This window comes from Streptomyces sp. NPDC001822 (assembly GCF_042892135.1).
In the GTDB taxonomy this organism is placed as follows: domain Bacteria; phylum Actinomycetota; class Actinomycetes; order Streptomycetales; family Streptomycetaceae; genus Streptomyces.
In genome coordinates this window covers 103,580-121,925 of sequence record NZ_JBIATW010000018.1, presented here as the reverse complement: position 1 = coordinate 121,925, position 18,346 = coordinate 103,580, and the positions used below count along the sequence as shown (strand labels likewise).

Here is an 18,346-nt window from a genome sequence, read left to right as displayed (position 1 = left end):
TTCCGCTGGAGGCGCTGGTGGCCTCGATGTGCTCGGCCGTTAGACGGTGCTGTGGACGAACGGCAGTCCGAGCGGATGGGCGGCTGCCCGTAGCCCCTCGGCGCGGTGCCCGACGCACAAGGCCCCGTGACGACCGAAGGCGCTCCACGTGTCTGCCGACTCGCCCGCGTCGCGGTCGAAGTCCACGCGAGAGGCAGTGTCGCGGATCTCCCGCAGGGGCATGCGCGGGGTCATGCGGGGTAGCTCCGCAGCAGCGGGTGCGGGGGTCTCCACAGGCATGGTTCGGCTCCTTCGGAACGTACCGCCAAGGGGGATGCCGTCTTGTAAAACGTTTCAAAATCGAGCTCAGAGGGACCGTAGGGTGCCCGCCGCGAGGCGTCAAGAGTCTGTGCGGGGGCCCGGGCTCCCCGTCGTGCTGCGCTTCTGCGGTCCCGTCGCGGTCACAGCGGCGTCGGCCGCGACCGGCAGCATCGAAGAACGCCTCACCGGCCGGGTCCGTGAACACCCGCCAGTTCGGCGCCAGTTCGCCCGTGACACGTGCACGAGGAGTCCGGCAACCTGCCTCCGATCGCACAGGCTGAACGGCCTCTCGGTTCGCCAACGGGCCGGGCTTCGAGGGGACGGTGACCTGCCTGGTCATGGGATGCCGGCGAACTTCCGGCATTGCGGGCCCCGCTGGCCCGAGCCCGGAAGCCGAAAGTCACGAGTCCCCGGCTACCGTGCCGACGTGGACGCCGACGTGGACGGCGACGTGAACCGGACGTGGCCTCGCCCGCAGGGCATGGTCAGGGGGCGGAGTCGCGGACGACGAGCGTGGGGGCGAACACCTGGGAGGTGTGCGTGTGTCCGCCCGCCGCCTCCACCTCGTCCAGCAGCAGCTCCACGGCGGTACGGCCCAGGTCTTCGACGGACTGACGGACGCTGGTGAGCGGCATCCCCGATGACATCGCCACGTCCAGATCACCGAACCCGGCCACGCGGATGTCCTGCGGCACTCGTACGCCACACTCCAGCAGTCCGTGAACAAGCCCGGCCGCCAGGAAGTCGTTGGTGCAGAACACTCCGACGGGCCGGTCCGCTGCCGCTGCGAGCGTCCGGGCCACGGCCGCCCCGGTGGCGAGCGTCATCTCCTGCACGGTGACCTCCACCAGCCGGACTCCCGGCCGGTCCCGGACCACTCCCTCGGCGCCCCGGTAGCGGTCGGCGCACTGCTGGATGTCCCGGCTGCCGTTGACCACCACGACGGTCACCTCGCCGTCCGCTCCGCCGGGGTGCCCTGCACGGTGCGCGAGGAGTTGCTCGACTGCCATGCGGCCGCCTCGTTCGTCGTCCACGGCGACCGAGCAGCCGTCCGCCGTGGAGCCCGCACGGTCGGTGGTGACCAGCGGGATGCCGCGCCGACGCAGCCGGGCGAGGCGGTCGGGGCCGGCGGCCACCGGAACCACGATCACGCCGGCGGACCGCTGGTTGGCGAGCATGTCGAAGTACGCCTGCTCACGCTCGGGGTCGTCGCCGCTGTGGCACAGAGTCAGTGAGTAGCCGCGCTCATAGGCGGCGTCGGCCGCACTGCCCGCGATCCGCGCGTAGAAGGAGTTGACGATGTCGGGTACCACCAGCCCCAGCGCGCGGACCCGCCCGCTGCGCAGACCGACCGCCCCCGGGTGGGCGACGTAGTCCAACTCCCGCACGGCATGCATCACGCGCTCCGACGTCTGCGCGGTGACCCGCCCGGGACGGTTGAGCACGTTCGACACAGTGGCCACCGACACCCCGGCCAGGGCGGCAACGTCCTGGATCCTGGCAGTCCGCCGTACGGGGGCCGACTCGTCGACTCTCTTCACCATGTCGCCGGCCCGCCTTCTCCCAGTCGTCGGCTGAACACCCTAACTCGCCCTCCGGAACACCGGCCCGACAGGGATGAGCCCCTGGCAGCCGGCCGGACCACAGGAGGTCGGAGCCGGGCGCGAACGACTCGACTTGCCGTGGACCTCATGCGGAGCCGCTGAGAGCCGAACACGCTCGTCGCAGACGCGGAACCGCCCGGGCTGGCATGTGATTTCGGCCCGGTCGTGCGGTGGTCGATCGCTGTGCGTGTGATCGGAGTGCCGCCTTCCGGCGTCAGAACGGCAAGGCGACGGGAACCGGGCGCCCCGACCCCGCCGGGGGTCGCGCCTGTCAGTGCCCGTGGCCGTCGTCCCCGTGCACCTCGGAGGGCGAGTCCTGGGGAACTGTCTGCCGAGAGACGTCCTGGGCCGCCTCCGAGGGCACGGTGAACGCCGCGGTACGGACGGTGCCGCCGTGCTTGAAGTCGAGGAACAGGCGGTACGTCGCGGGGCTGGGCGCGGTCGTGGTGAAGGAGACGTCCGGGCCCGGTTCCGCGGAGTGGGCGTCCGGCCCGCCCTCGGGGTGCGCGTGCAGGTAGGCGAGGTCGCCTGCGCGCAGGGCGACGAGGTGCCCGTACGCGCCCAGGTACGGCTGGAGGCCGGTGACCGGACGGCCGTCCTTGCGCACGGAGAAGGCCAGGCGCTCCGGCAGCCCGGGCCGGAGCGCGCCCTTCAGGAACACCGTGTAGCCGTCGACCGTGACCGAGGGGGCGGGTTCGGGCATCCCCGCCGCCTCGTACGGGCCGGACACGGCGAGGTCCGCTCCCAGCGTGAGGTTGCGGGTGTTCTTCCCGGCGGGTGTGAAGTCCGCGAAGACCCGGTAGTCGCCGGCCTCCGGTAGTTCGACTGGCGTGCTCCAGGTGCCGTCGGCCGCCCGGACGGGATGGAGATGGCGATAGGTCGTCAGATTCCGGGAGGCGAGGATCAGGTGCAGTTCCTTTCCGTGTTCGCGGCGGAACCCGGTGACCGGGTGCCCGGACCTGTCGTGGACGGCGAAGCGCAGAGTTCCGCTCCGGTCGGCGGTCATCCGCGAGGTGCGCAGGACGAGGGTGTACCCGCCCTCGGTGATTCCGAGTCCGGCGGCCGAAGCGTCCGTGACCCCGCCTCCCGGACGGGGCGCTCCGCTCTCCGAGCCCCTCGGGTGGGCCGGGGAACCGATGGCTCCGGCCTGGGGGCCGGCGATGAGCCCGACTCCGTATGCGGCACCGAAGGAGGCCGCGAGCGCGGCGGTGAATGCGGTGATCTTCGCGATGGTGTCCATGACGTCTCCTGTGTCCTCCGTGCTCCACGCCGCTCCACGCAGGGACGGCTCGACCGGTGTCGCCACAGCGGAAAGATACCCTAGGGGGGTATAGGAATCGAAGAGGCTTCGAGGGTTGCTTCTGATACCCCCAGGGGGTATACCCTGACAGTATCGTGGTACCCCGTGGGGGTATTGGTAGGAGTTCGGAGGAGGAGCAGCGGATGACACCCACGATTCCCGACGCCGCACGGGTCGAGCTCGCCATCGGTGGCATGACCTGCGCCTCGTGCGCGGCGCGGATCGAGAAGAAGCTGAACCGCATGGAGGGGGTCGACGCCACCGTCAACTACGCCACCGAGAAGGCCACCGTCACGTTCGCCGACCACGTCACGGTCGGCGACCTGATCGCCACGGTCGAGGCGACGGGCTACTCGGCCCGGCCCCCGGTGCCACCCCGCGCCGCGTCCGAGGGCGGTGTCAGCTCCGGTGCCCCGGCCGACGGGGAGCCCGTGGACGCCGGACTGACGTCACTCCGGCAGCGGCTCATCACCGCTGCCGCGCTCGCCGCGCCGGTCATCGCGATGGCGATGATCCCAGCGCTCCAGTTCACCTACTGGCAGTGGCTGTCCCTCGCGCTCGCAGCCCCGGTCGTGACCTATGCCGCGTGGCCCTTCCACCGGGCCGCCTGGACCAACGCCCGGCACGGCGCTGCCACCATGGACACCCTGATCTCGGTCGGCACGTCGGCCGCCTTCCTCTGGTCGCTCTGGGCCCTCTTCCTCGGCACGGCCGGAACGCCCGGCATGACCCACCCCTTCGAGTTCAGCGTCGCCCGGGGAGACGGGGCCGGAAACATCTACCTGGAGGCCGCGGCGGGTGTCACGGCGTTCATCCTGGCCGGCCGCTACTTCGAGGCCCGCTCGAAGCGCAAGGCGGGCGCCGCGCTCAAGGCGCTCATGGAGCTGGGGGCCAAGGAGGTCACCGTGCTGCGGGACGGCCGGGAGGTGAGGCTGCCGACGTCCGACCTGCGCATCGGCGACCGTTTCCTGGTCCGCCCCGGCGAGAAGATCGCCACCGACGGGACGGTGGCCGAAGGTTCGTCGGCGGTGGACGTCTCGATGCTCACGGGCGAATCGGTGCCCGTCGAGGTCTCGGCCGGGGACCCGGTCACCGGCGCGACCCTCAACGCGGGCGGGCGCCTGGTCGTCGAAGCCACGAGAGTCGGAGCCGATACGCAGCTGGCCCGGATGGCCCGGCTCGTCGAGGACGCCCAGAGCGGCAAGGCCGCCGCCCAGCGGCTGGCCGACAGGATCTCCGCGGTGTTCGTGCCGGTGGTCATGGGCCTTGCGCTCGCCACCCTCGGATTCTGGCTCGGCTCGGGCGCCGGGCTCACCGCGGCGTTCACCGCGGCCGTCGCCGTGCTGATCATCGCCTGTCCCTGTGCCCTGGGGCTCGCCACGCCCACCGCGCTGATGGTCGGTACCGGGCGTGGTGCCCAGCTCGGCATCCTGATCAAGGGGCCGGAGGTCCTGGAGACGACCCGCCGCATCGACACGGTCGTCCTCGACAAGACCGGCACCGTCACCACCGGCCGCATGGCACTGCTGAAGGTGCACACGGCCGAGGGCGCCGACGAGGCCGAAGTCCTGCGGCTCGGAGGCGCGTTGGAACACGCCTCCGAGCACCCGATCGCCCGGGCCGTCGCTGAGGCCGCCGTCCGCCGCGTGGGCGAACTGCCCGACCCCGACGAGTTCGCCGGCCTGCCCGGTCTCGGCGTCCGGGGTGTCGTCGAGGGCCACGCGCTGCTCGTCGGACGCCAGAGGCTGCTGGCGGAGGCAGCGGTCGAACTGCCCGGGCCGCTCAGGGAGGTCAAGGACCGGGCGGAGCGGCAGGGCAGGACGGCGATCCTGGTGGCCTGGGACGGTGAGGCGCGCGCGGTCCTGGAGGTCGCCGACGCGGTCAAGGAGACCAGTGCCGAGGCCGTCCGGCGGCTGCGGGAGCTGGGCCTGACGCCCATCCTGCTGACCGGTGACAACGAGGCGGTCGCGGCCTCGGTCGCAGCCGAGGTCGGCATCGACGAGGTCGTCGCCGACGTCATGCCGCAGGAGAAGGCGGACGTCATCCGGAGTCTTCAGACGCAGGGGCGGAGCGTCGCCATGGTCGGCGACGGCGTCAACGACGCCGCGGCACTCGCCCGGGCCGACCTGGGCCTGGCCATGGGCACGGGCACCGACGCGGCCATCGAGGCCGGAGACCTGACTCTCGTGCGGGGGGACCTGCGGGCCGCCGCCGACGCGATACGGCTCGCCCGCCGGACGCTGGGCACGATCCGCTCGAACCTCTTCTGGGCCTTCGCGTACAACGTGGCAGCGCTTCCGCTCGCCGCCGCCGGACTGCTCAACCCGATGATCGCGGGAGCGGCCATGGCCTTCTCCTCCGTGTTCGTCGTGGGCAACAGCCTTCGCCTGCGCGGCTTCCGCGCCGCGGGCTGAGACGGTCGGGGAAGCCGGGCACCCGGCGGGGCCGGGGCCCCGGTTTGCGTACGTCTGCCGAGGGCGGCAGGGTTCGGGGATGTGGCCACTCTGCTGATCGTGCATCACACCCCGTCGCCCAACTGCCAGGCGCTGTTCGAAGCCGTGGTCGCGGGGGCGACCGCGGACGACATCGAGGGGGTACGGGTCGTGCGCCGGGCGGCGCTCTCCGCCACGGCGTCCGACGTCCTCGCCGCCGACGGCTACCTGCTCGGAACACCGGCGAACCTCGGCTACATGTCCGGGGCCCTGAAGCACTTCTTCGACCAGGTCTACTACCCGTGCCTGGACGCGACGAAGGGCCGGCCCTTCGGCTTCTGGGTGCACGGGGGCAACGACGTCACCGGTGCCGTCCGGGGCATCGAGGCCATCACCACCGGCCTCGGCTGGCGGCGTGCGGCCGGGGCCGTGACCCTCACGGGAGAGCCGGGCAAGGCCGACGAGGAGGCCTGCTGGGAATTGGGTGCGACGGTGGCCGCCGGTCTCATGGCCTGACCTCCGCCGCCATCGCGATTCCGGCCGGGAGACCGGGGCGTCCCCGCACCGTCCGTGGCCATAGAATGGACCGGTCAGTCCAGTGAAGGAGGTGCCGGGATGCCGCCCGTCAGACCCACCGGGCCACGGCTCACCCCGAAGGGGGAGGCCACCCGCCGTCGTATCGTCGAGGGCGCGGCGGCGCAGATCAGGGCCGGGGGCGCCGCGGCGACCACGCTGGACGACATCCGCGCGCGCACCTCGACGAGCAAGAGCCAGATCTTCCACTACTTCCCCGGAGGCAAGGAGGAACTGCTGCTCGCGGTCGCCGCGCGCGAGGCCGAGCTCGTCCTGGAGGACCAGGAGCCGCACCTCGGCGACCTGGGCACCTGGCAGGCCTGGCAGGACTGGCGGGACGCCGTCCTCCGCCGCTACGAGCAGCAGGGTGTCACCTGCCCGCTCGGCGTGCTGATGACCGAACTGGGCCCCAGCACCCCCGCCGCCCAAGCGCTCACCGCCCGGCTGCTCGACCAGTGGCAGGCCGCTCTCCGTCGCGGTGTCCGGCGCATGCAGGACAGCGGTGAGATGGACGGAGGGCTGGACGCCGATCGCACGGCGGCAGCCCTGCTCGCCGCGGTGCAGGGGGGTGTGACCATCCTGATGTCCACCGGCCGGGTCACGCACCTCGAAGCCGCGCTCGACAGCACGCTCGGTCTGCTGCGGGCGACGGCCCCGGGGGCACCTCTGCGCGAGGTGTGACGGCCCGGCCCCGCACCCGAGGCGCCGGCTGTCGCCCGAGAGGACGAGGGAGCGCCCCGCCGGGACCGTGTGCCTGGCGGGGCTCCCGGGCGGCGTACGTGGCGGAGGCTCAGGGTGCCGCGCCCTTCCCGTCGTGCCGGTCTCGCGCGAGGAGTGGTGCCCCTGTCCGCCCGGCCGCTCAGTGCGGCCGCCAGCTGAGCTTGCCGCCCCCCACCCACCGGACGGCCGCCGGGTCGTCCAGGTCGTGCACGGGGATTCCGGCCTCGGCCGCGGCGATGAGCACGTCGGTCACTGCGGTCGCGGTTCCGATCACCTCCCCGTCGATCTCCACGATGCGGAACGGGGGGTCGCCGGGCTGAACGGGCAGCACGGTGATCCGCGGGTTAGGGAACTGAGGGGTGTAGGTCATGCGGGATCGGTTCCACGGGACCGCACTCCCTATGCCTGAATGAAGCCCTAGTGAGCCTTATGCCCGATTTGGCACCTTATTTGGAATTGATCCCGTAATCCATAAAAGACCATTTCATGCGACCTGGGGACCTTCGAGAGGGAGCAAAACGCCCTTTTCGGACTCCGTGACCAGCGTCACCCCAAACGCCCCGGACGCCGGAACGGCCTCGCCGGTTCCCTTGTGTCCCAAGAAGAACCGGAGGCGCCGTGTGCGATGGATTACAGGAATTTCCGAAATTCGATCTTGCGATTGAATTTGGATCATTACTCCGGGCTTGTTCCTTTCGCTATTTCTCGCCTACGGTCACCCTCATTCCGGATGGAACGCCGAATCCTGCCGCCGTCCGGTTACCCGACCACTTCTCGTACGGCAGGAGCGGGGGACCCAAGTAAGCGCCGGCCCGGTATCCGGGACGGCTCGGGGTGAAGTCGCATGTCATGCGGCCGGGCATCTCCAGCTCGAACCCGACAGCTCACTTCGTAGGCGACGGAGAGGAATTCAGCATGCCCGGTTTTTCCAACCACCGTCGTTCCAGGACCAGTTCGCTGAAGCGCGGCGTCATCGCCGTGACCACGGGCGGAGTCGTTCTCGCACTCCCCGTGATCGGCGCCACCGGTGCCTTCGCGGCCCCGGCCCAGCCGGCCGCCGCTGAAAAGACGGCGACGTCGACTGCCGCTTCCGCACACGGAATTGCGGCAAAGCACGCAACGCCCAGGCACTATTCCGTCGTCGTCGGCGACACTCTTGCCAAGATCGCTCGCGAGCATTCGGTCCACGGCGGCTGGAAGGCTCTGTACGAGAACAACAAGAAGGTCGTCGGAGCGAACCCCGACCTCATTCACCCCGGCCTTGAGCTGACCCTCGGCGGCAAGCACTGGAAGAAGGCCGCGGACAAGCCGGCGAAGGCCCACAAGCCCGCCAGGGCCGAATCCAGGTCTTCCGACCGTGCGGACCGTTCGGAGCGCAGGAGCGAGCTCGCCGCACAGGGCGCACCCGCTGCCGAGGCGGCCCCCGCCGCTCAGCGGACCGCGTACACCAACGACCTCGACGGCTGGATCAAGGAGTCGCTGGCCGTCATGGCCGAGCACGGCATCCCCGGCACCTACGAGGGCATCCACCGCAACATCATGCGTGAGTCGTCCGGCAACCCGATGGCCATCAACAACTGGGACTCGAACGCCGCTGCGGGCATCCCGTCCAAGGGTCTGCTGCAGGTCATCGACCCGACCTTCCGGGCCTACCACGTGCCCGGCACGTCGCTGGACAGCTACGACCCGGTCGCCAACATCACGGCCGCGTGCAACTACGCCGCCGACCGGTACGGCTCGATCGACAACGTCTTCGGTGCCTACTGAGCCTCCGGTGACGAATGACCCTCCCGCACCCGGCGTGTGAGGCAGGGGCAGGAACAGAGGGTGGTACGGGTTCGGCGGAACCCGTACCACCCTTTCTTCGTGCACGGCGCCGGGCGGGGCGGGGACCAGGGGCGCGGGGCGGATGGTGCGGCGGGTGGCGTGGCACTCACCCCACGCGGGTGATCCGGCACGGGTGTCCGGCCGCGGCCGACTGGTCTCGTACAGGTTCGTCGTCCATACTGCCCGCCGTGGAGCAGCGCATAGATTCCAACACCAAGCCCGAGTTCGCCGCGGGGACAGACCCGGCGTACATCCCAGGCCTGACGGCCCCTGCCCCCGCGCGGGCGGAGGCGGATGCGGAGACGGCCGACGCGGCACCGGAGGATGCCCGCAGGTCCGACGAACCGGACGCCCGGGACGCGGCCGACGTCCAGGACGCGGTGGTCGCGCAGCCGGCCGGCGACCGGGCGGACGGTCCCCGGACTTCCGACGACGCGGTGCGAGGCGGCGAGGCGGTCACCGACGACGAGGGCGCTGCCGCCGTCACCGGCGCAGCGGGCGCGGACGAGCCGGGCGCGACCGGCGGCGGCCCTGTCTTCGAGGTCAGCGACCGGCGTGGATCCATCAGGGTGGACGCCGAGGGTGTCCGCTTCCGGCTGGACGACCAGGAGGCGGAATTCGACTGGTCCGAGATCGGTGCGGTCGAGGTCACGACCGGCCGCTTCGGGCGCCGGTTCACCGTCACGGTCCACCTGTCGAGCCGCCGGTGGTTCAACGCCGAGGTCGAGGCCGATGCCCGGGGCCGCCTCAAGGAGTGGACCGCGGAACTGGACGCCGCGCTGGACGCCCACTTCGAAGAGGGCTGACCGGGGCTTCGCCCACGGCCGCGCACCGGGCTTTGTACGAGCCTGGTGCGCGCTGTGCCGTGACGCGGGGTCAGGCCCGCTCCGTCCCGTCGAGCACCACCGACCGGGTCAGATGGCGCGGCAGGTCCGGGTCGAGGCCACGCGCCGTCGCACGGGCGACGGCCAGCCGCTGTACCCGGACCAGATCGGCCAGCGGATCCAGGTCGCTCTCCACCCAGCGCGCACCCGTCGCGCGCACCTGCCCGGCCAGACCCTCCGGGGCGGAGCCGAACATCCACGTGACCGTTCCGGCCGTGGCGATGCTGATGGGCCCGTGGCGGTATTCCATCGCGGGATACGACTCGGTCCAGGACAGCGACGCCTCCTTCATCTTGAGCGCCGCCTCGTTGGCCAGCCCGACCGTCCAGCCGCGCCCCAGGAAGCTGAACTGGGTTGCTTCCAGGAGGCCTTCGGGCAACGGTTCGGCGAGCGCGCTCTCCGCGTCCCGTACGGCCTTCTCGGTGTGCAGCCCGAGGTGGGCGCGGAACAGCGTCAGCGCGGTGGTCGCGAAGCGCGTCTGCACCACCGAGCGCTCGTCGGCGAAGTCGAGGACGACCACCTCGTCCGCGACGTCCATCACCGGTGTCAGCGGGTCCGCGGTCACCGCGACGGTCGGGGTGGAGCCTCGCAGCCGGGTCAGCAGCTCCAGCACCTCGGTCGTGGTCCCCGAACGCGTCAGGGCCACCACGCGGTCGTACGCGCGGCCGAAGGGGAACTCCGAGGCGGCGTAGGCGTCCGACTCGCCCTGACCGGACTCCTCGCGCAGCGCGGCGTAGGCCTGCGCCATGTAGTAGGACGTGCCGCAGCCGACGACGGCGACGCGCTCACCGGTGGCCGGCAGGGAGATTCCCCGGTCCGCGGCGATCTCCGCGGCGCGGCGCCAGCACTCCGGCTGACCGGCTGTCTCGGTCTCGACATGGGACATGTCCGCACTCCGCTTCCGCTGCTGCTCGCGTCTGGTGGGATGACATGAATGAAATCGTCGCCCGGTTGATCGATTCTGCATGTTACATGGGCTAAATGAGCAAGAACAAGCATTCCGATCACTCCCGTGCGATCGCTGGATGAGCTGTTTTCGGCCATGCTCGGTGGGTAGTCGGCCGAATGAGGTTCCGTAGCCGCCTTCTGGGTATTCACCGCGCCGCGGGCGTCCATCGGGTGGCATGCCGGATATCGGACGGAAGGTGGCCCGTCGGTGTGATCTGTGGTGACCCCGGTCCGTCACCGGCCGGCCGCCGTCGACCGGAAACAGGGTCGATTTCGCGTCACGGGCGTCACGAACCCGTCGAGTTCGAACGCGCGGCCGGATCAGGGTCGGCATAATCAGCCCATGTCGATCACGGGCGGGGATGTCGTCAACCTCGGCAGCGGCCTGTACGCCTGGCTGCCGCCGAAGCGGGGGTGGGGGCTGGCCAACTGCGGCCTCCTGGTGACGGACCGCGACGCCCTGTGGATCGACACCCCCTACGACGCGGTGCTCGCGGGGCTGTTCCTGGCGGAGAGCCGGAAGCTGCTGCCGGACGGGGTGGACATCGGCCGAGTGATCGTCACCCACGCCAACGGGGATCACTTCTGGGGTGCCGGCGTGCTTCCCGGTGCCGAGATCATCGCCACCCGCGAGGCGCGGGAACACATCCACTACGATCCCACCCCGCAGCAGCAGCACGCCCTGGTGGCCGGAAGCGACCCGGCGACGCCGCTCGGCGCCTACCTCGCGCGCCACTTCGGAGCCTTCGACTGGTCGGCCACCGAACAGGTCATGCCGACGACCTACTTCACCGGCGAGCTCGAACTGACCGTGGGGGACTGTCCGGTCCAGGTGACGTCCCTGCCGCCCGCACACACCGGTGGCGACCTCATCGTCCATCTCCCCGTGCAGCGCGCCGTGTTCACCGGCGACATCATCTTCTCCTCCACCCTCCGGCAGCCCGGCGACCATCCGGTGCACTGGGCCGGCCCGCTGGGCAACGTGATCGACGCCTGCGAACGGGTCCTGGCCACGGGCGCCGAGGTGATCGTGCCCGGCCACGGGCCGGTGCTGGATCCGGCAGGCGTGCGGGAGCACATCGGCTACCTGGAGTACGTGCGCGAACGGGCCCACGCCCTGCACGCGGCCGGCGTGCCCGCGCTCGAAGCGGCCCGCCGGGTGATCGGCGAGGACCGCTACCCGGCACTCGGCCTGCCGGAGCGGCTGGTGGTGACGGTCGGGAGCGAGTACCGGCACCTGGAGGGATCCGCGATGCCGGGAGTCCTCCAGGTGATGTCCGAAGTGGCCGAGGTCGCCCGGGAGACCGAGGCCGCGTGTACCGGCGGGCCGGCGTGACCGCCGGCCGGATCGGCCGGCGCGGACCCCGCGACCGCGCGGGCCGGAAGCCGTCCCCGACAACAGGAACGCGGTGACGCCGTGGTGGCATGGATCGTGGCCCTCATCGCCGTCCTGGCGGCGATATGGTCCGCCGCACAGACGCAGCAGGCCCGGCGGGACGCCTACGCCGCGTCCGCCCGGGCGGAGCTGACCGAACGTCAGGCCAGGGCGGCCGAAGCGCGGACCCTCGCCCTCACCGAGGAGATACGCCAGCTGGCCCGGAAGCGGATCCCCGCCGCGGCCACCGCGCTGTCCCACCGGACCGCGACCGTCCCCGGTCTGCGGGAGGCCGCCGGGATCGAGGGCGATGCCGCGCGCCTGCTGACCGAGGCCGTGGGGGCCGCGCGTACGGCGATCCTGGAGGAACGCCGCCGCGTCGACGCGGCGGCGCGGTCCGCCATGCGGGGTACCTCCGCCAAGATCCAGTCCTTGCTCAACCAGTCGCAGCACCTGCTGCAGGAACTGCAGCACGAGTACGACGACCCGCGCATCCTCCAGCTCGACTTCCGCAACGAACTGGCCCTGCGCCGCACCCAGGCCACGGCCGTGCTCTGCGACGCGTGGCCCGGCCTCGCGCGCCAGAACTCCTCCCTCGTCGAGGTCGTGCTCGGTGCCCAGTCCCGGGTCGCCGGATACGAACGCGTCAAGGTCGCCAACCACCTCCGCCAGGAGCGGCTCGCGCTCGTCGCCCGGGCCGCCGAGCCCCTGGCGATCGCGCTCGCCGAACTGCTGGCCAACGCCACGGCCTACTCGCACCCGGACACCGAAGTGCCGGTCACGGTCCAGCAGACCGCAGGCCGTGGCGCCCTGATCCTGGTCGACGACGCGGGGATCGGCATGGACGACGACGCCCTGAAGAGGGCCCGTGCACTGCTCACCGGACCCGCCGAGGTCCTGCTCACCGAACTCGGGGACCCGCCGCAGACCGGCTTCGCCGTGGTGGGGCGCCTCATCGCGCGCTACGGCTTCGGCTGCCACATCGAGTCGTCGCCGTACGGGGGGATGCGCGCCATGCTGAAGATTCCCGCGCACCTGCTCACCGTCATGGACGACGACCGCACCCTGTCCGTGCTCGCCCCGAAGCCCGTGCACGCGCGTGCCGCGGTGGCGGACGCCTCACCCGTCACCGCGGACACCATGCCCGGTACCTCCGGCACTGCGGACACCTCCGGCACCGCGTACACCCCGCCCGGCACCGCGGACACCTCCGGCACCGGCTCCCCGGCCGCCGCTGAGGAACCGGCAGTCGTGGAGGCGGCCGGAGACCCCGGCGCACCCCCCGCCGCCGACACGCCGGACGGCGGCCGCCCGGACGGGCTGCCCACCCGTCGGCGCCGCTCCCGCAGGACGGACGCCCCCGTCGCTCCCGCCGCCCCCGGACGGGCGGCGGACGAGGAACCGGTGCTCCGTACCCCTGAACAGGCCGGAGCCGCCTGGACAGCCCTTCAGGAGGGCACCCTCAGCGGCAGGCGGGCGCCCGCGGCGCCCGCGCCCTCAGCATCCTCATCGGACAACCAAGGAGACGACGAGACGTGAGCACCACTCCCACCACCGGTGATCTCGCCTGGGTGCTGACCCCGTTGCTGGAACTGCCCGGCGTACAGCACGCGGTGGTCGCGACCGGGGACGGGCTCGTCGAGGGCGCCTCGCCGGACCTGGACCGTGCGTCCGGCGAGCGCGTCGCCGCGATGACGGCCACCCTGCACGCCGCCGCCCGCGCCTTCACCACCGCGTTCACGGAGGCGGAGTCGCCGCGCCTGGCGCAGACGGTCGTGGAGTCCGATCTGGGCTTCGCCATCGTGGTACCCGCCGGCAGGAACACGACTCTGGCCCTGTTCGCCGCACCCGACGCGCACCTCGGCAACATCGCCTACCAGATGCAGGTGCAGGTCACCGCGCTGACCAGGGCCATGCACGCCCCCACCCGCCAACCGGACGCTGCCACCCGGCCATGACCCCTGGTCCAGGGCGCCGCCTGATCCCCGCCTATCTGGTCACCGGTGGCCGTTCCGTGCCCGCCGGCCCCGCGCTCGACCGCCTCGCCGTGCTGGTCCGCACGGACGAGCACGTGCCGCCGGACACCGGCGCGGAGCAGCGAAGGCTGTGCGAGCTCCTGGAACCCGGAGCCCTCACCGTCGTCGAGTGCGCCGCCCATCTGGGCCTGCCGGTCAGCGCCACGGTCTTCCTGGCCACGGACCTCGTGGCCGCGGGACATCTGCACGCTCGACCACCGATACCCCGTGCCGGTGAGATCGACCGGTCGCTCGTCGAGAGGCTGCTCGTTGGACTCCGTACCCTCCACTGACCGGGGCGGCGTCGGCTATCTGCCGAGTGCCGCCGAGACCCTGATGAAGCTCGTCGTCACGGGGCCCTTCGGCGTGGGCAAGACGACCCTGATCCGTACCCTGTCGGAGATCCCGACCCTGCACACCGAGGAGGCGATGACACGGTCCAGCGAGGGGCTCGACGACACCGCCGGGCTGCCGGAGAAGACCACGACCACGGTCGCCGTGGACTTCGGCCGGCTGACCGTGCAGGACGACCTGGTGCTCTACATGTTCGGCACACCCGGCCAGGAGCGCTTCCTCCCGCTCTGGGAGGACATCGCGCGCGGCGCGCTCGGCGCCCTCGTCATGGTCGACACCCGCCGGCTGGAGGACTCCTTCGCGGTCATGGACTTGGTGGAGGAACAAGGGCTGCCCTACGCCGTCGCCGTCAACCACTTCCCGGACGCCCCCGCCCACCCGGACGAGGTCCTGCGCAAACACCTCGACCTCGACCCCCGCACCCCGCTGATCCAGTGCGACGCCCGTGAGCGCCGGGGCAGCATCGACGCCCTGATCGCCCTCGCCGAACACGCGCTCACCCGGCTGCCCGCGCCCCAGGAACCCTCATGACACCGCCCGTGCCCGCCACTTCACCCGCCTTCGCCGCCTCGGGGCACGAGCCGCTCGCCCTGTACGGCCCGGGCTTCGCCGCCGACCCGCACGGCCACTACCGCAGACTGCGCGACCAGGGACCGCTCGCCCGGGTCCGAATCGCCCCCGACGTCGACGCGTTTCTGGTCGTGGACTACCAGGCCGCCGTCGACCTGCTGCGCGACACCGACACCTTCACCAAGGACCCGCGCGCCTGGCAGGCGGGGATAGCGGCCGACTCACCCGTCCTGCCCGTCCTCGGGCACCGTCCCACCGCGCTCTTCACCGACGGTGCGGTGCACGCGCGTTACCGGGACGCCATCAACGACACCCTCGCGCTGATCGAACCCCATCTGCTGCGCGCCGAGGTCACCGCGGTGGCCCGGCGGCTCATCACGGGGTTCGCGGCCACCGGCAGCTGCGACCTCATCGCCGAGTACGCGCGCCGCCTCCCCCTGCACGTCTTCACCGCCGCGTTCGGGGTGGCGTCCGGGGCCACCGAACGCCTGGTCCGGGGCATCGCCGGGATGATGGACTCGACCGGGGACGCGGCGGCCGCGTACGACGACCTCGTGGGTGTCGTCGCCGCGCTCGTCGCCGAACGGCGGTCCAGGCCACGCCGCGACCTCACCACGTATCTGCTCCAGCACCCCGCCGGTCTGGACGACGACGAAGCCGTGCGTCAGATCACCCTCATCATGAGCACGGGCCACGACCCGACGACGAACCTGATCGGCAACGCACTCCTGCGCATGCTCGGCGACCCCGGTTACGGAGGGGCCCTGCACGGCGGAGCCACGACCGCGCGAGAGGCGATCGACGACGTGCTGTGGCGCGATCCGCCCCTGGCCAACATGGGGGCGCACTACCCGCGTCACGACACCGAGTTCCACGGGGTCGCGCTGCGCGCCGGGCAGTTGGTGCTCGTCTCCTTCGCCGCGGCCAACACCCAGTCGCCGCCTTCCTCCTCGGACCGGGCGGTGCGTTCGGGTGACGGTGCTCACCTGGCGTGGTCGACCGGACCCCACCGGTGCCCCGCGAAACAGCCGGCCCTGCTGATGGCCATGACCGCGATCGAGGAGCTCACCAGCCAGCTCTGCGACCTCGAACTCGCCGTCGATCCGGGCGAACTGGTCTGGCGCCCCGGCCCCTTCCACCGGGCGCCGGCCCACCTCCCGGTGCGCTTCACCCCGCTCGACATGCTTCCCGAAGCCGGGGGTTTGGGTGCACCTGAAGCTGTCGATCACGTTCCGGCCCGTGTCGGTGGTACGCCGAACGGGTGAGGGACGAGAGAATTGCCCGATGAACAGCGAGCGCAGCCGGCGCACAGCCAACCGGCATACGGACGGGGTGGTTCTGTGAGCAGGTACGACAGGTACGACAGGTACGACGCCACCGACGAACAGTGGGACGGGCTCGCCCAGGTCGTACCCCTGAGGGGGCGCAACGAATGGCCGTCCAGGGTCGACCACCGCGCGGTCCCCGATCAGCGCGAGGCGGCCGATCAGCGGCGCCTCGTCGTCCTGCGGGTGCAGGTGTTCGCGGACGCGCGCGAGGTGGCCGAGTACCTGGTGGCGCAGATCCCCGTGCTGCTGGACCTGACCGGTGCCGAGAGCGACGTGGCCAAGCGCATCCTGGACTTCAGCAGCGGCGTGGTGTTCGGACTGGGCAGCGGCATGCACCGGGTCGACCGCAACGTCTTCCTGCTCGCGCCGGTCGGCATGGAGGTCGAGGGGGTCACCCCCGCGGGCGTACCCCAATCGTAGGAAGGTCGCGCGGGCGGAACGGTTCGCCGCACAGGGGCGTGCGTACGGTCCGCTCATGACTGTGATCCCCCTGGGGAAGACGGCCCCGCCACCGTCCCGCGCGGCCCGTCCCGCCCGCCCCCGCGTCCGCGAGATGAGGCTGGACGCCTTCGCCTCGCACCGCCGCACCGTCATCCCGCTCGGCCCGCTCACCCTGCTCACCGGGGGCAGCGGATCGGGAAAGTCGAGTGCCTTACGGGGGTACGAGGCGCTGGCGCGGCTCGCCGGCGGTGACCCGCTGGAGGAGGTGTTCCCCGACCCGGCCGCCTGGGTGCCGGAGTGGGCGTGCGCGGACGCGCAGGGCCGGCGGGGATTCAGGATCGGCTGCACGGTGGACGGTCCGGCCGGCCGTGTGAGGCTGGACCTGGCCGTCCAGGTGGAACCCGTGCTGCGCATCGTCGGCGAGCGGCTCGCCGACCGTGAGGAGACGCTGCTCAGCACGGCGCTGAGGGATCCGCGCCGCGCCACGGTGCAGGCCGCCTGGCATACCGCCGGGACCGTTCCGGTGACGCGTGCGCCCTTTCCGGGCGACCGCCTGGGCACGGCGATCCTGCCCCTGCGGGTGGCGGGCACGACGGACGGGGAGCTGAGGGTGCTGGCCGCCGCGGAGCAGGCGGTGGTGGCGTTACGGTCCGTCTTCGTCTGCGATCCGGAGCCGGCGCGGATGCGTGCGGCAGTTCCGGCCGGGGAAGGGCGGCTGGCCTCGGACTGCGGCAACCTCGCGGAGGTGCTCCACCACACCCGCACGCTGTGCGCGCGACGCCACGCGCGGCTGGTCGCCGGTGCGGAGGCCGGGTGCGCGGGGTTGGTGACGGGGCTGACCGCCGAGCGGCCGGCCGACGGGACGGTGCGGGCCCTCATCGAACGCGGAGCGGGGCGCGGCACCCCCCTCGGTCGCCTCGGCGACGGCGAACTGCGGTATCTGGCCCTGACAGCAGCCTTGTTGACCGGCTCCCACGCCATGGCGGCCGACCCGCACACCGAGGTGCCGTCGGCCATGCGGGCGGTCACCGTCCTCGCCGACGGACTCGACCGGAACCTGGACTCGCGCCAGACCCGGGAGCTGCTGGCCCTGGCCGCCGAGGTCTGCGGGGGCGGCCACACGCGGCTCCTGGGCACGGTCGGGGAGGCGGCCGGGGCGGAGGCCCGAGGGACTGCCGGTGTGACAGTGGTAGACCTGGCACCGTGACGGAATTCGACGCAGCGCGACTGCAGCGCAGACTGGCCGACTTCGCGGCGTCCCGCGGCTGGGAGCCCTACCACACGCCCAAGAACCTGGTCGCCGCCCTCGGTGTCGAGGCCGCCGAACTCCAGGAGATCTTCCAGTGGCTGACGCCGGAGCAGTCGGCACGGGTGATGGACGACCCCGGCACCGCGTTCCGCGTCGAGGACGAGGTCGCCGACGTGCTGGCCTATCTGCTGCAGTTCTGCGAGGTCCTGGGCATCGACGCACTGGCGGCGCTCGACGCCAAGATCGACCGCAACGAGGTACGTTTTCCGGCTGCGGGGAACGTGGAAGCACCACGTCGTCACTCTTCGGAGTGATCGACTTATCCACATTCGACATCCTGTCCACAGATTTCCGATTTCCTCTGGCGTTCGTGTGCCACACACCTCACTGTGGGTAATGAAGAGGGTGAGTGGACTTTTCGTGCAG

19 protein-coding genes and 1 riboswitch are annotated in these 18,346 nt (G+C 71.7%); of the genes, 14 read left to right on the top strand and 5 right to left on the bottom strand.

Translation table 11 applies throughout. The features are described 5' to 3' along the window. Positions 1-39: 39 nt before the first annotated feature. From ACFYY2_RS30985 to ACFYY2_RS30975, 3 genes are all read right to left on the bottom strand, one after another. Entirely contained in the window at positions 40-279 is a 240-nt protein-coding gene (locus tag ACFYY2_RS30985) for a hypothetical protein (protein ID WP_388749143.1), read from the bottom strand. A gap of 506 nt (positions 280-785) precedes the next feature. Continuing rightward, the gene (locus tag ACFYY2_RS30980; protein WP_388749141.1) at positions 786-1,844 is read right to left on the bottom strand and encodes a LacI family DNA-binding transcriptional regulator; all 1,059 of its coding nucleotides are present in this window, start codon (positions 1,842-1,844) and stop codon (positions 786-788) included. 331 nt (positions 1,845-2,175) lie between these two features. Next, positions 2,176-3,144 carry a hypothetical protein gene (locus tag ACFYY2_RS30975; protein WP_388749140.1) on the bottom strand — a complete coding sequence of 323 codons (969 nt, stop codon included), beginning with the start codon at positions 3,142-3,144 and terminating at the stop codon, positions 2,176-2,178. Between the two features lie 203 nt (positions 3,145-3,347). On the opposite strand from ACFYY2_RS30975, the gene ACFYY2_RS30970 reads away from it, so the two are divergent. The 3 genes from ACFYY2_RS30970 to ACFYY2_RS30960 all read left to right on the top strand — a co-directional run bounded on the left by ACFYY2_RS30970 (position 3,348) and on the right by ACFYY2_RS30960 (position 6,890). Then, positions 3,348-5,618, top strand: coding sequence for a heavy metal translocating P-type ATPase (locus ACFYY2_RS30970; protein ID WP_388749138.1), 2,271 nt, complete (start codon positions 3,348-3,350; stop codon positions 5,616-5,618). An 81-nt stretch (positions 5,619-5,699) separates the two neighbouring features. Beyond that, complete coding sequence (locus ACFYY2_RS30965; RefSeq protein ID WP_388749136.1) at positions 5,700-6,152, top strand: flavodoxin family protein; 453 nt, start codon at positions 5,700-5,702, stop codon at positions 6,150-6,152. Positions 6,153-6,251: 99 nt separating this feature from the next. Continuing rightward, a complete protein-coding gene (locus tag ACFYY2_RS30960; protein WP_388749134.1) occupies positions 6,252-6,890 on the top strand; it encodes a TetR/AcrR family transcriptional regulator in 639 nt (212 codons plus the stop codon). A gap of 178 nt (positions 6,891-7,068) precedes the next feature. On the opposite strand, the gene ACFYY2_RS30955 is transcribed toward ACFYY2_RS30960, so the two are convergent. Continuing rightward, positions 7,069-7,299, bottom strand: coding sequence for a hypothetical protein (locus ACFYY2_RS30955; RefSeq protein WP_388749132.1), 231 nt, complete (start codon positions 7,297-7,299; stop codon positions 7,069-7,071). 356 nt (positions 7,300-7,655) lie between these two features. Then, positions 7,656-7,840, top strand: a riboswitch (cyclic di-AMP (ydaO/yuaA leader). Positions 7,841-7,844: 4 nt separating this feature from the next. Here ACFYY2_RS30955 and ACFYY2_RS30950 point away from each other — a divergent pair. Both ACFYY2_RS30950 and ACFYY2_RS30945 read left to right on the top strand, forming a co-directional pair. Beyond that, positions 7,845-8,696: a transglycosylase SLT domain-containing protein gene (locus ACFYY2_RS30950; RefSeq protein WP_388749130.1), complete on the top strand. Its 852-nt coding sequence runs from the start codon at positions 7,845-7,847 to the stop codon at positions 8,694-8,696. A gap of 248 nt (positions 8,697-8,944) precedes the next feature. After that, positions 8,945-9,562 carry a hypothetical protein gene (locus ACFYY2_RS30945; RefSeq protein WP_388749128.1) on the top strand — a complete coding sequence of 206 codons (618 nt, stop codon included), beginning with the start codon at positions 8,945-8,947 and terminating at the stop codon, positions 9,560-9,562. Positions 9,563-9,632: 70 nt separating this feature from the next. Here the strand turns inward: ACFYY2_RS30945 and ACFYY2_RS30940 are convergent, their stop codons facing one another. After that, positions 9,633-10,526, bottom strand: coding sequence for an SIS domain-containing protein (locus tag ACFYY2_RS30940; RefSeq protein WP_388749126.1), 894 nt, complete (start codon positions 10,524-10,526; stop codon positions 9,633-9,635). Positions 10,527-10,931: 405 nt separating this feature from the next. Between ACFYY2_RS30940 and ACFYY2_RS30935 the strand changes: the two genes are divergently transcribed. The 9 genes from ACFYY2_RS30935 to ACFYY2_RS30895 all read left to right on the top strand — a co-directional run bounded on the left by ACFYY2_RS30935 (position 10,932) and on the right by ACFYY2_RS30895 (position 18,234). Further along, complete coding sequence (locus ACFYY2_RS30935) at positions 10,932-11,924, top strand: MBL fold metallo-hydrolase (protein WP_388749124.1); 993 nt, start codon at positions 10,932-10,934, stop codon at positions 11,922-11,924. A gap of 81 nt (positions 11,925-12,005) precedes the next feature. Continuing rightward, positions 12,006-13,502 (top strand): ATP-binding protein, encoded by a 1,497-nt coding sequence (locus tag ACFYY2_RS30930; RefSeq protein WP_388749122.1) that lies wholly within the window; start codon positions 12,006-12,008, stop codon positions 13,500-13,502. Then, positions 13,499-13,921: a roadblock/LC7 domain-containing protein gene (locus tag ACFYY2_RS30925; RefSeq protein WP_388749120.1), complete on the top strand. Its 423-nt coding sequence runs from the start codon at positions 13,499-13,501 to the stop codon at positions 13,919-13,921. The genes ACFYY2_RS30930 and ACFYY2_RS30925 overlap by 4 nt, the downstream gene beginning before the upstream one ends. Beyond that, entirely contained in the window at positions 13,918-14,271 is a 354-nt protein-coding gene (locus ACFYY2_RS30920; protein ID WP_388749118.1) for a DUF742 domain-containing protein, read from the top strand. Before ACFYY2_RS30925 ends, ACFYY2_RS30920 begins: the two co-directional genes overlap by 4 nt. Continuing rightward, positions 14,249-14,863, top strand: a complete 615-nt coding sequence (locus ACFYY2_RS30915; RefSeq protein WP_388749116.1) for an ATP/GTP-binding protein — start codon at positions 14,249-14,251, stop codon at positions 14,861-14,863. The genes ACFYY2_RS30920 and ACFYY2_RS30915 overlap by 23 nt, the downstream gene beginning before the upstream one ends. After that, positions 14,860-16,167 (top strand): cytochrome P450, encoded by a 1,308-nt coding sequence (locus ACFYY2_RS30910; RefSeq protein WP_388749114.1) that lies wholly within the window; start codon positions 14,860-14,862, stop codon positions 16,165-16,167. Before ACFYY2_RS30915 ends, ACFYY2_RS30910 begins: the two co-directional genes overlap by 4 nt. Before the next feature lie 75 nt (positions 16,168-16,242). Then, a complete protein-coding gene (locus ACFYY2_RS30905) occupies positions 16,243-16,650 on the top strand; it encodes a cell division protein SepF (protein WP_388749112.1) in 408 nt (135 codons plus the stop codon). Positions 16,651-16,705: 55 nt separating this feature from the next. Further along, positions 16,706-17,878: an ATP-binding protein gene (locus tag ACFYY2_RS30900; protein ID WP_388749110.1), complete on the top strand. Its 1,173-nt coding sequence runs from the start codon at positions 16,706-16,708 to the stop codon at positions 17,876-17,878. Continuing rightward, complete coding sequence (locus ACFYY2_RS30895) at positions 17,875-18,234, top strand: nucleotide pyrophosphohydrolase (protein WP_388749108.1); 360 nt, start codon at positions 17,875-17,877, stop codon at positions 18,232-18,234. Before ACFYY2_RS30900 ends, ACFYY2_RS30895 begins: the two co-directional genes overlap by 4 nt. The last annotated feature ends 112 nt before the right edge of the window (positions 18,235-18,346 follow it).

Coding starts and splice junctions, on each gene's coding strand:
- ACFYY2_RS30985 (WP_388749143.1), bottom strand. CDS start 279: ATGCCTGTGGAGACCCCCGCACCCGCTGCTGCGGAGCTACCCCGCATG.
- ACFYY2_RS30980 (WP_388749141.1), bottom strand. CDS start 1,844: ATGGTGAAGAGAGTCGACGAGTCGGCCCCCGTACGGCGGACTGCCAGG.
- ACFYY2_RS30975 (WP_388749140.1), bottom strand. CDS start 3,144: ATGGACACCATCGCGAAGATCACCGCATTCACCGCCGCGCTCGCGGCC.
- ACFYY2_RS30970 (WP_388749138.1), top strand. CDS start 3,348: ATGACACCCACGATTCCCGACGCCGCACGGGTCGAGCTCGCCATCGGT.
- ACFYY2_RS30960 (WP_388749134.1), top strand. CDS start 6,252: ATGCCGCCCGTCAGACCCACCGGGCCACGGCTCACCCCGAAGGGGGAG.
- ACFYY2_RS30955 (WP_388749132.1), bottom strand. CDS start 7,299: ATGACCTACACCCCTCAGTTCCCTAACCCGCGGATCACCGTGCTGCCC.
- ACFYY2_RS30950 (WP_388749130.1), top strand. CDS start 7,845: ATGCCCGGTTTTTCCAACCACCGTCGTTCCAGGACCAGTTCGCTGAAG.
- ACFYY2_RS30940 (WP_388749126.1), bottom strand. CDS start 10,526: ATGTCCCATGTCGAGACCGAGACAGCCGGTCAGCCGGAGTGCTGGCGC.
- ACFYY2_RS30935 (WP_388749124.1), top strand. CDS start 10,932: ATGTCGATCACGGGCGGGGATGTCGTCAACCTCGGCAGCGGCCTGTAC.
- ACFYY2_RS30920 (WP_388749118.1), top strand. CDS start 13,918: ATGACCCCTGGTCCAGGGCGCCGCCTGATCCCCGCCTATCTGGTCACC.
- ACFYY2_RS30910 (WP_388749114.1), top strand. CDS start 14,860: ATGACACCGCCCGTGCCCGCCACTTCACCCGCCTTCGCCGCCTCGGGG.
- ACFYY2_RS30900 (WP_388749110.1), top strand. CDS start 16,706: ATGACTGTGATCCCCCTGGGGAAGACGGCCCCGCCACCGTCCCGCGCG.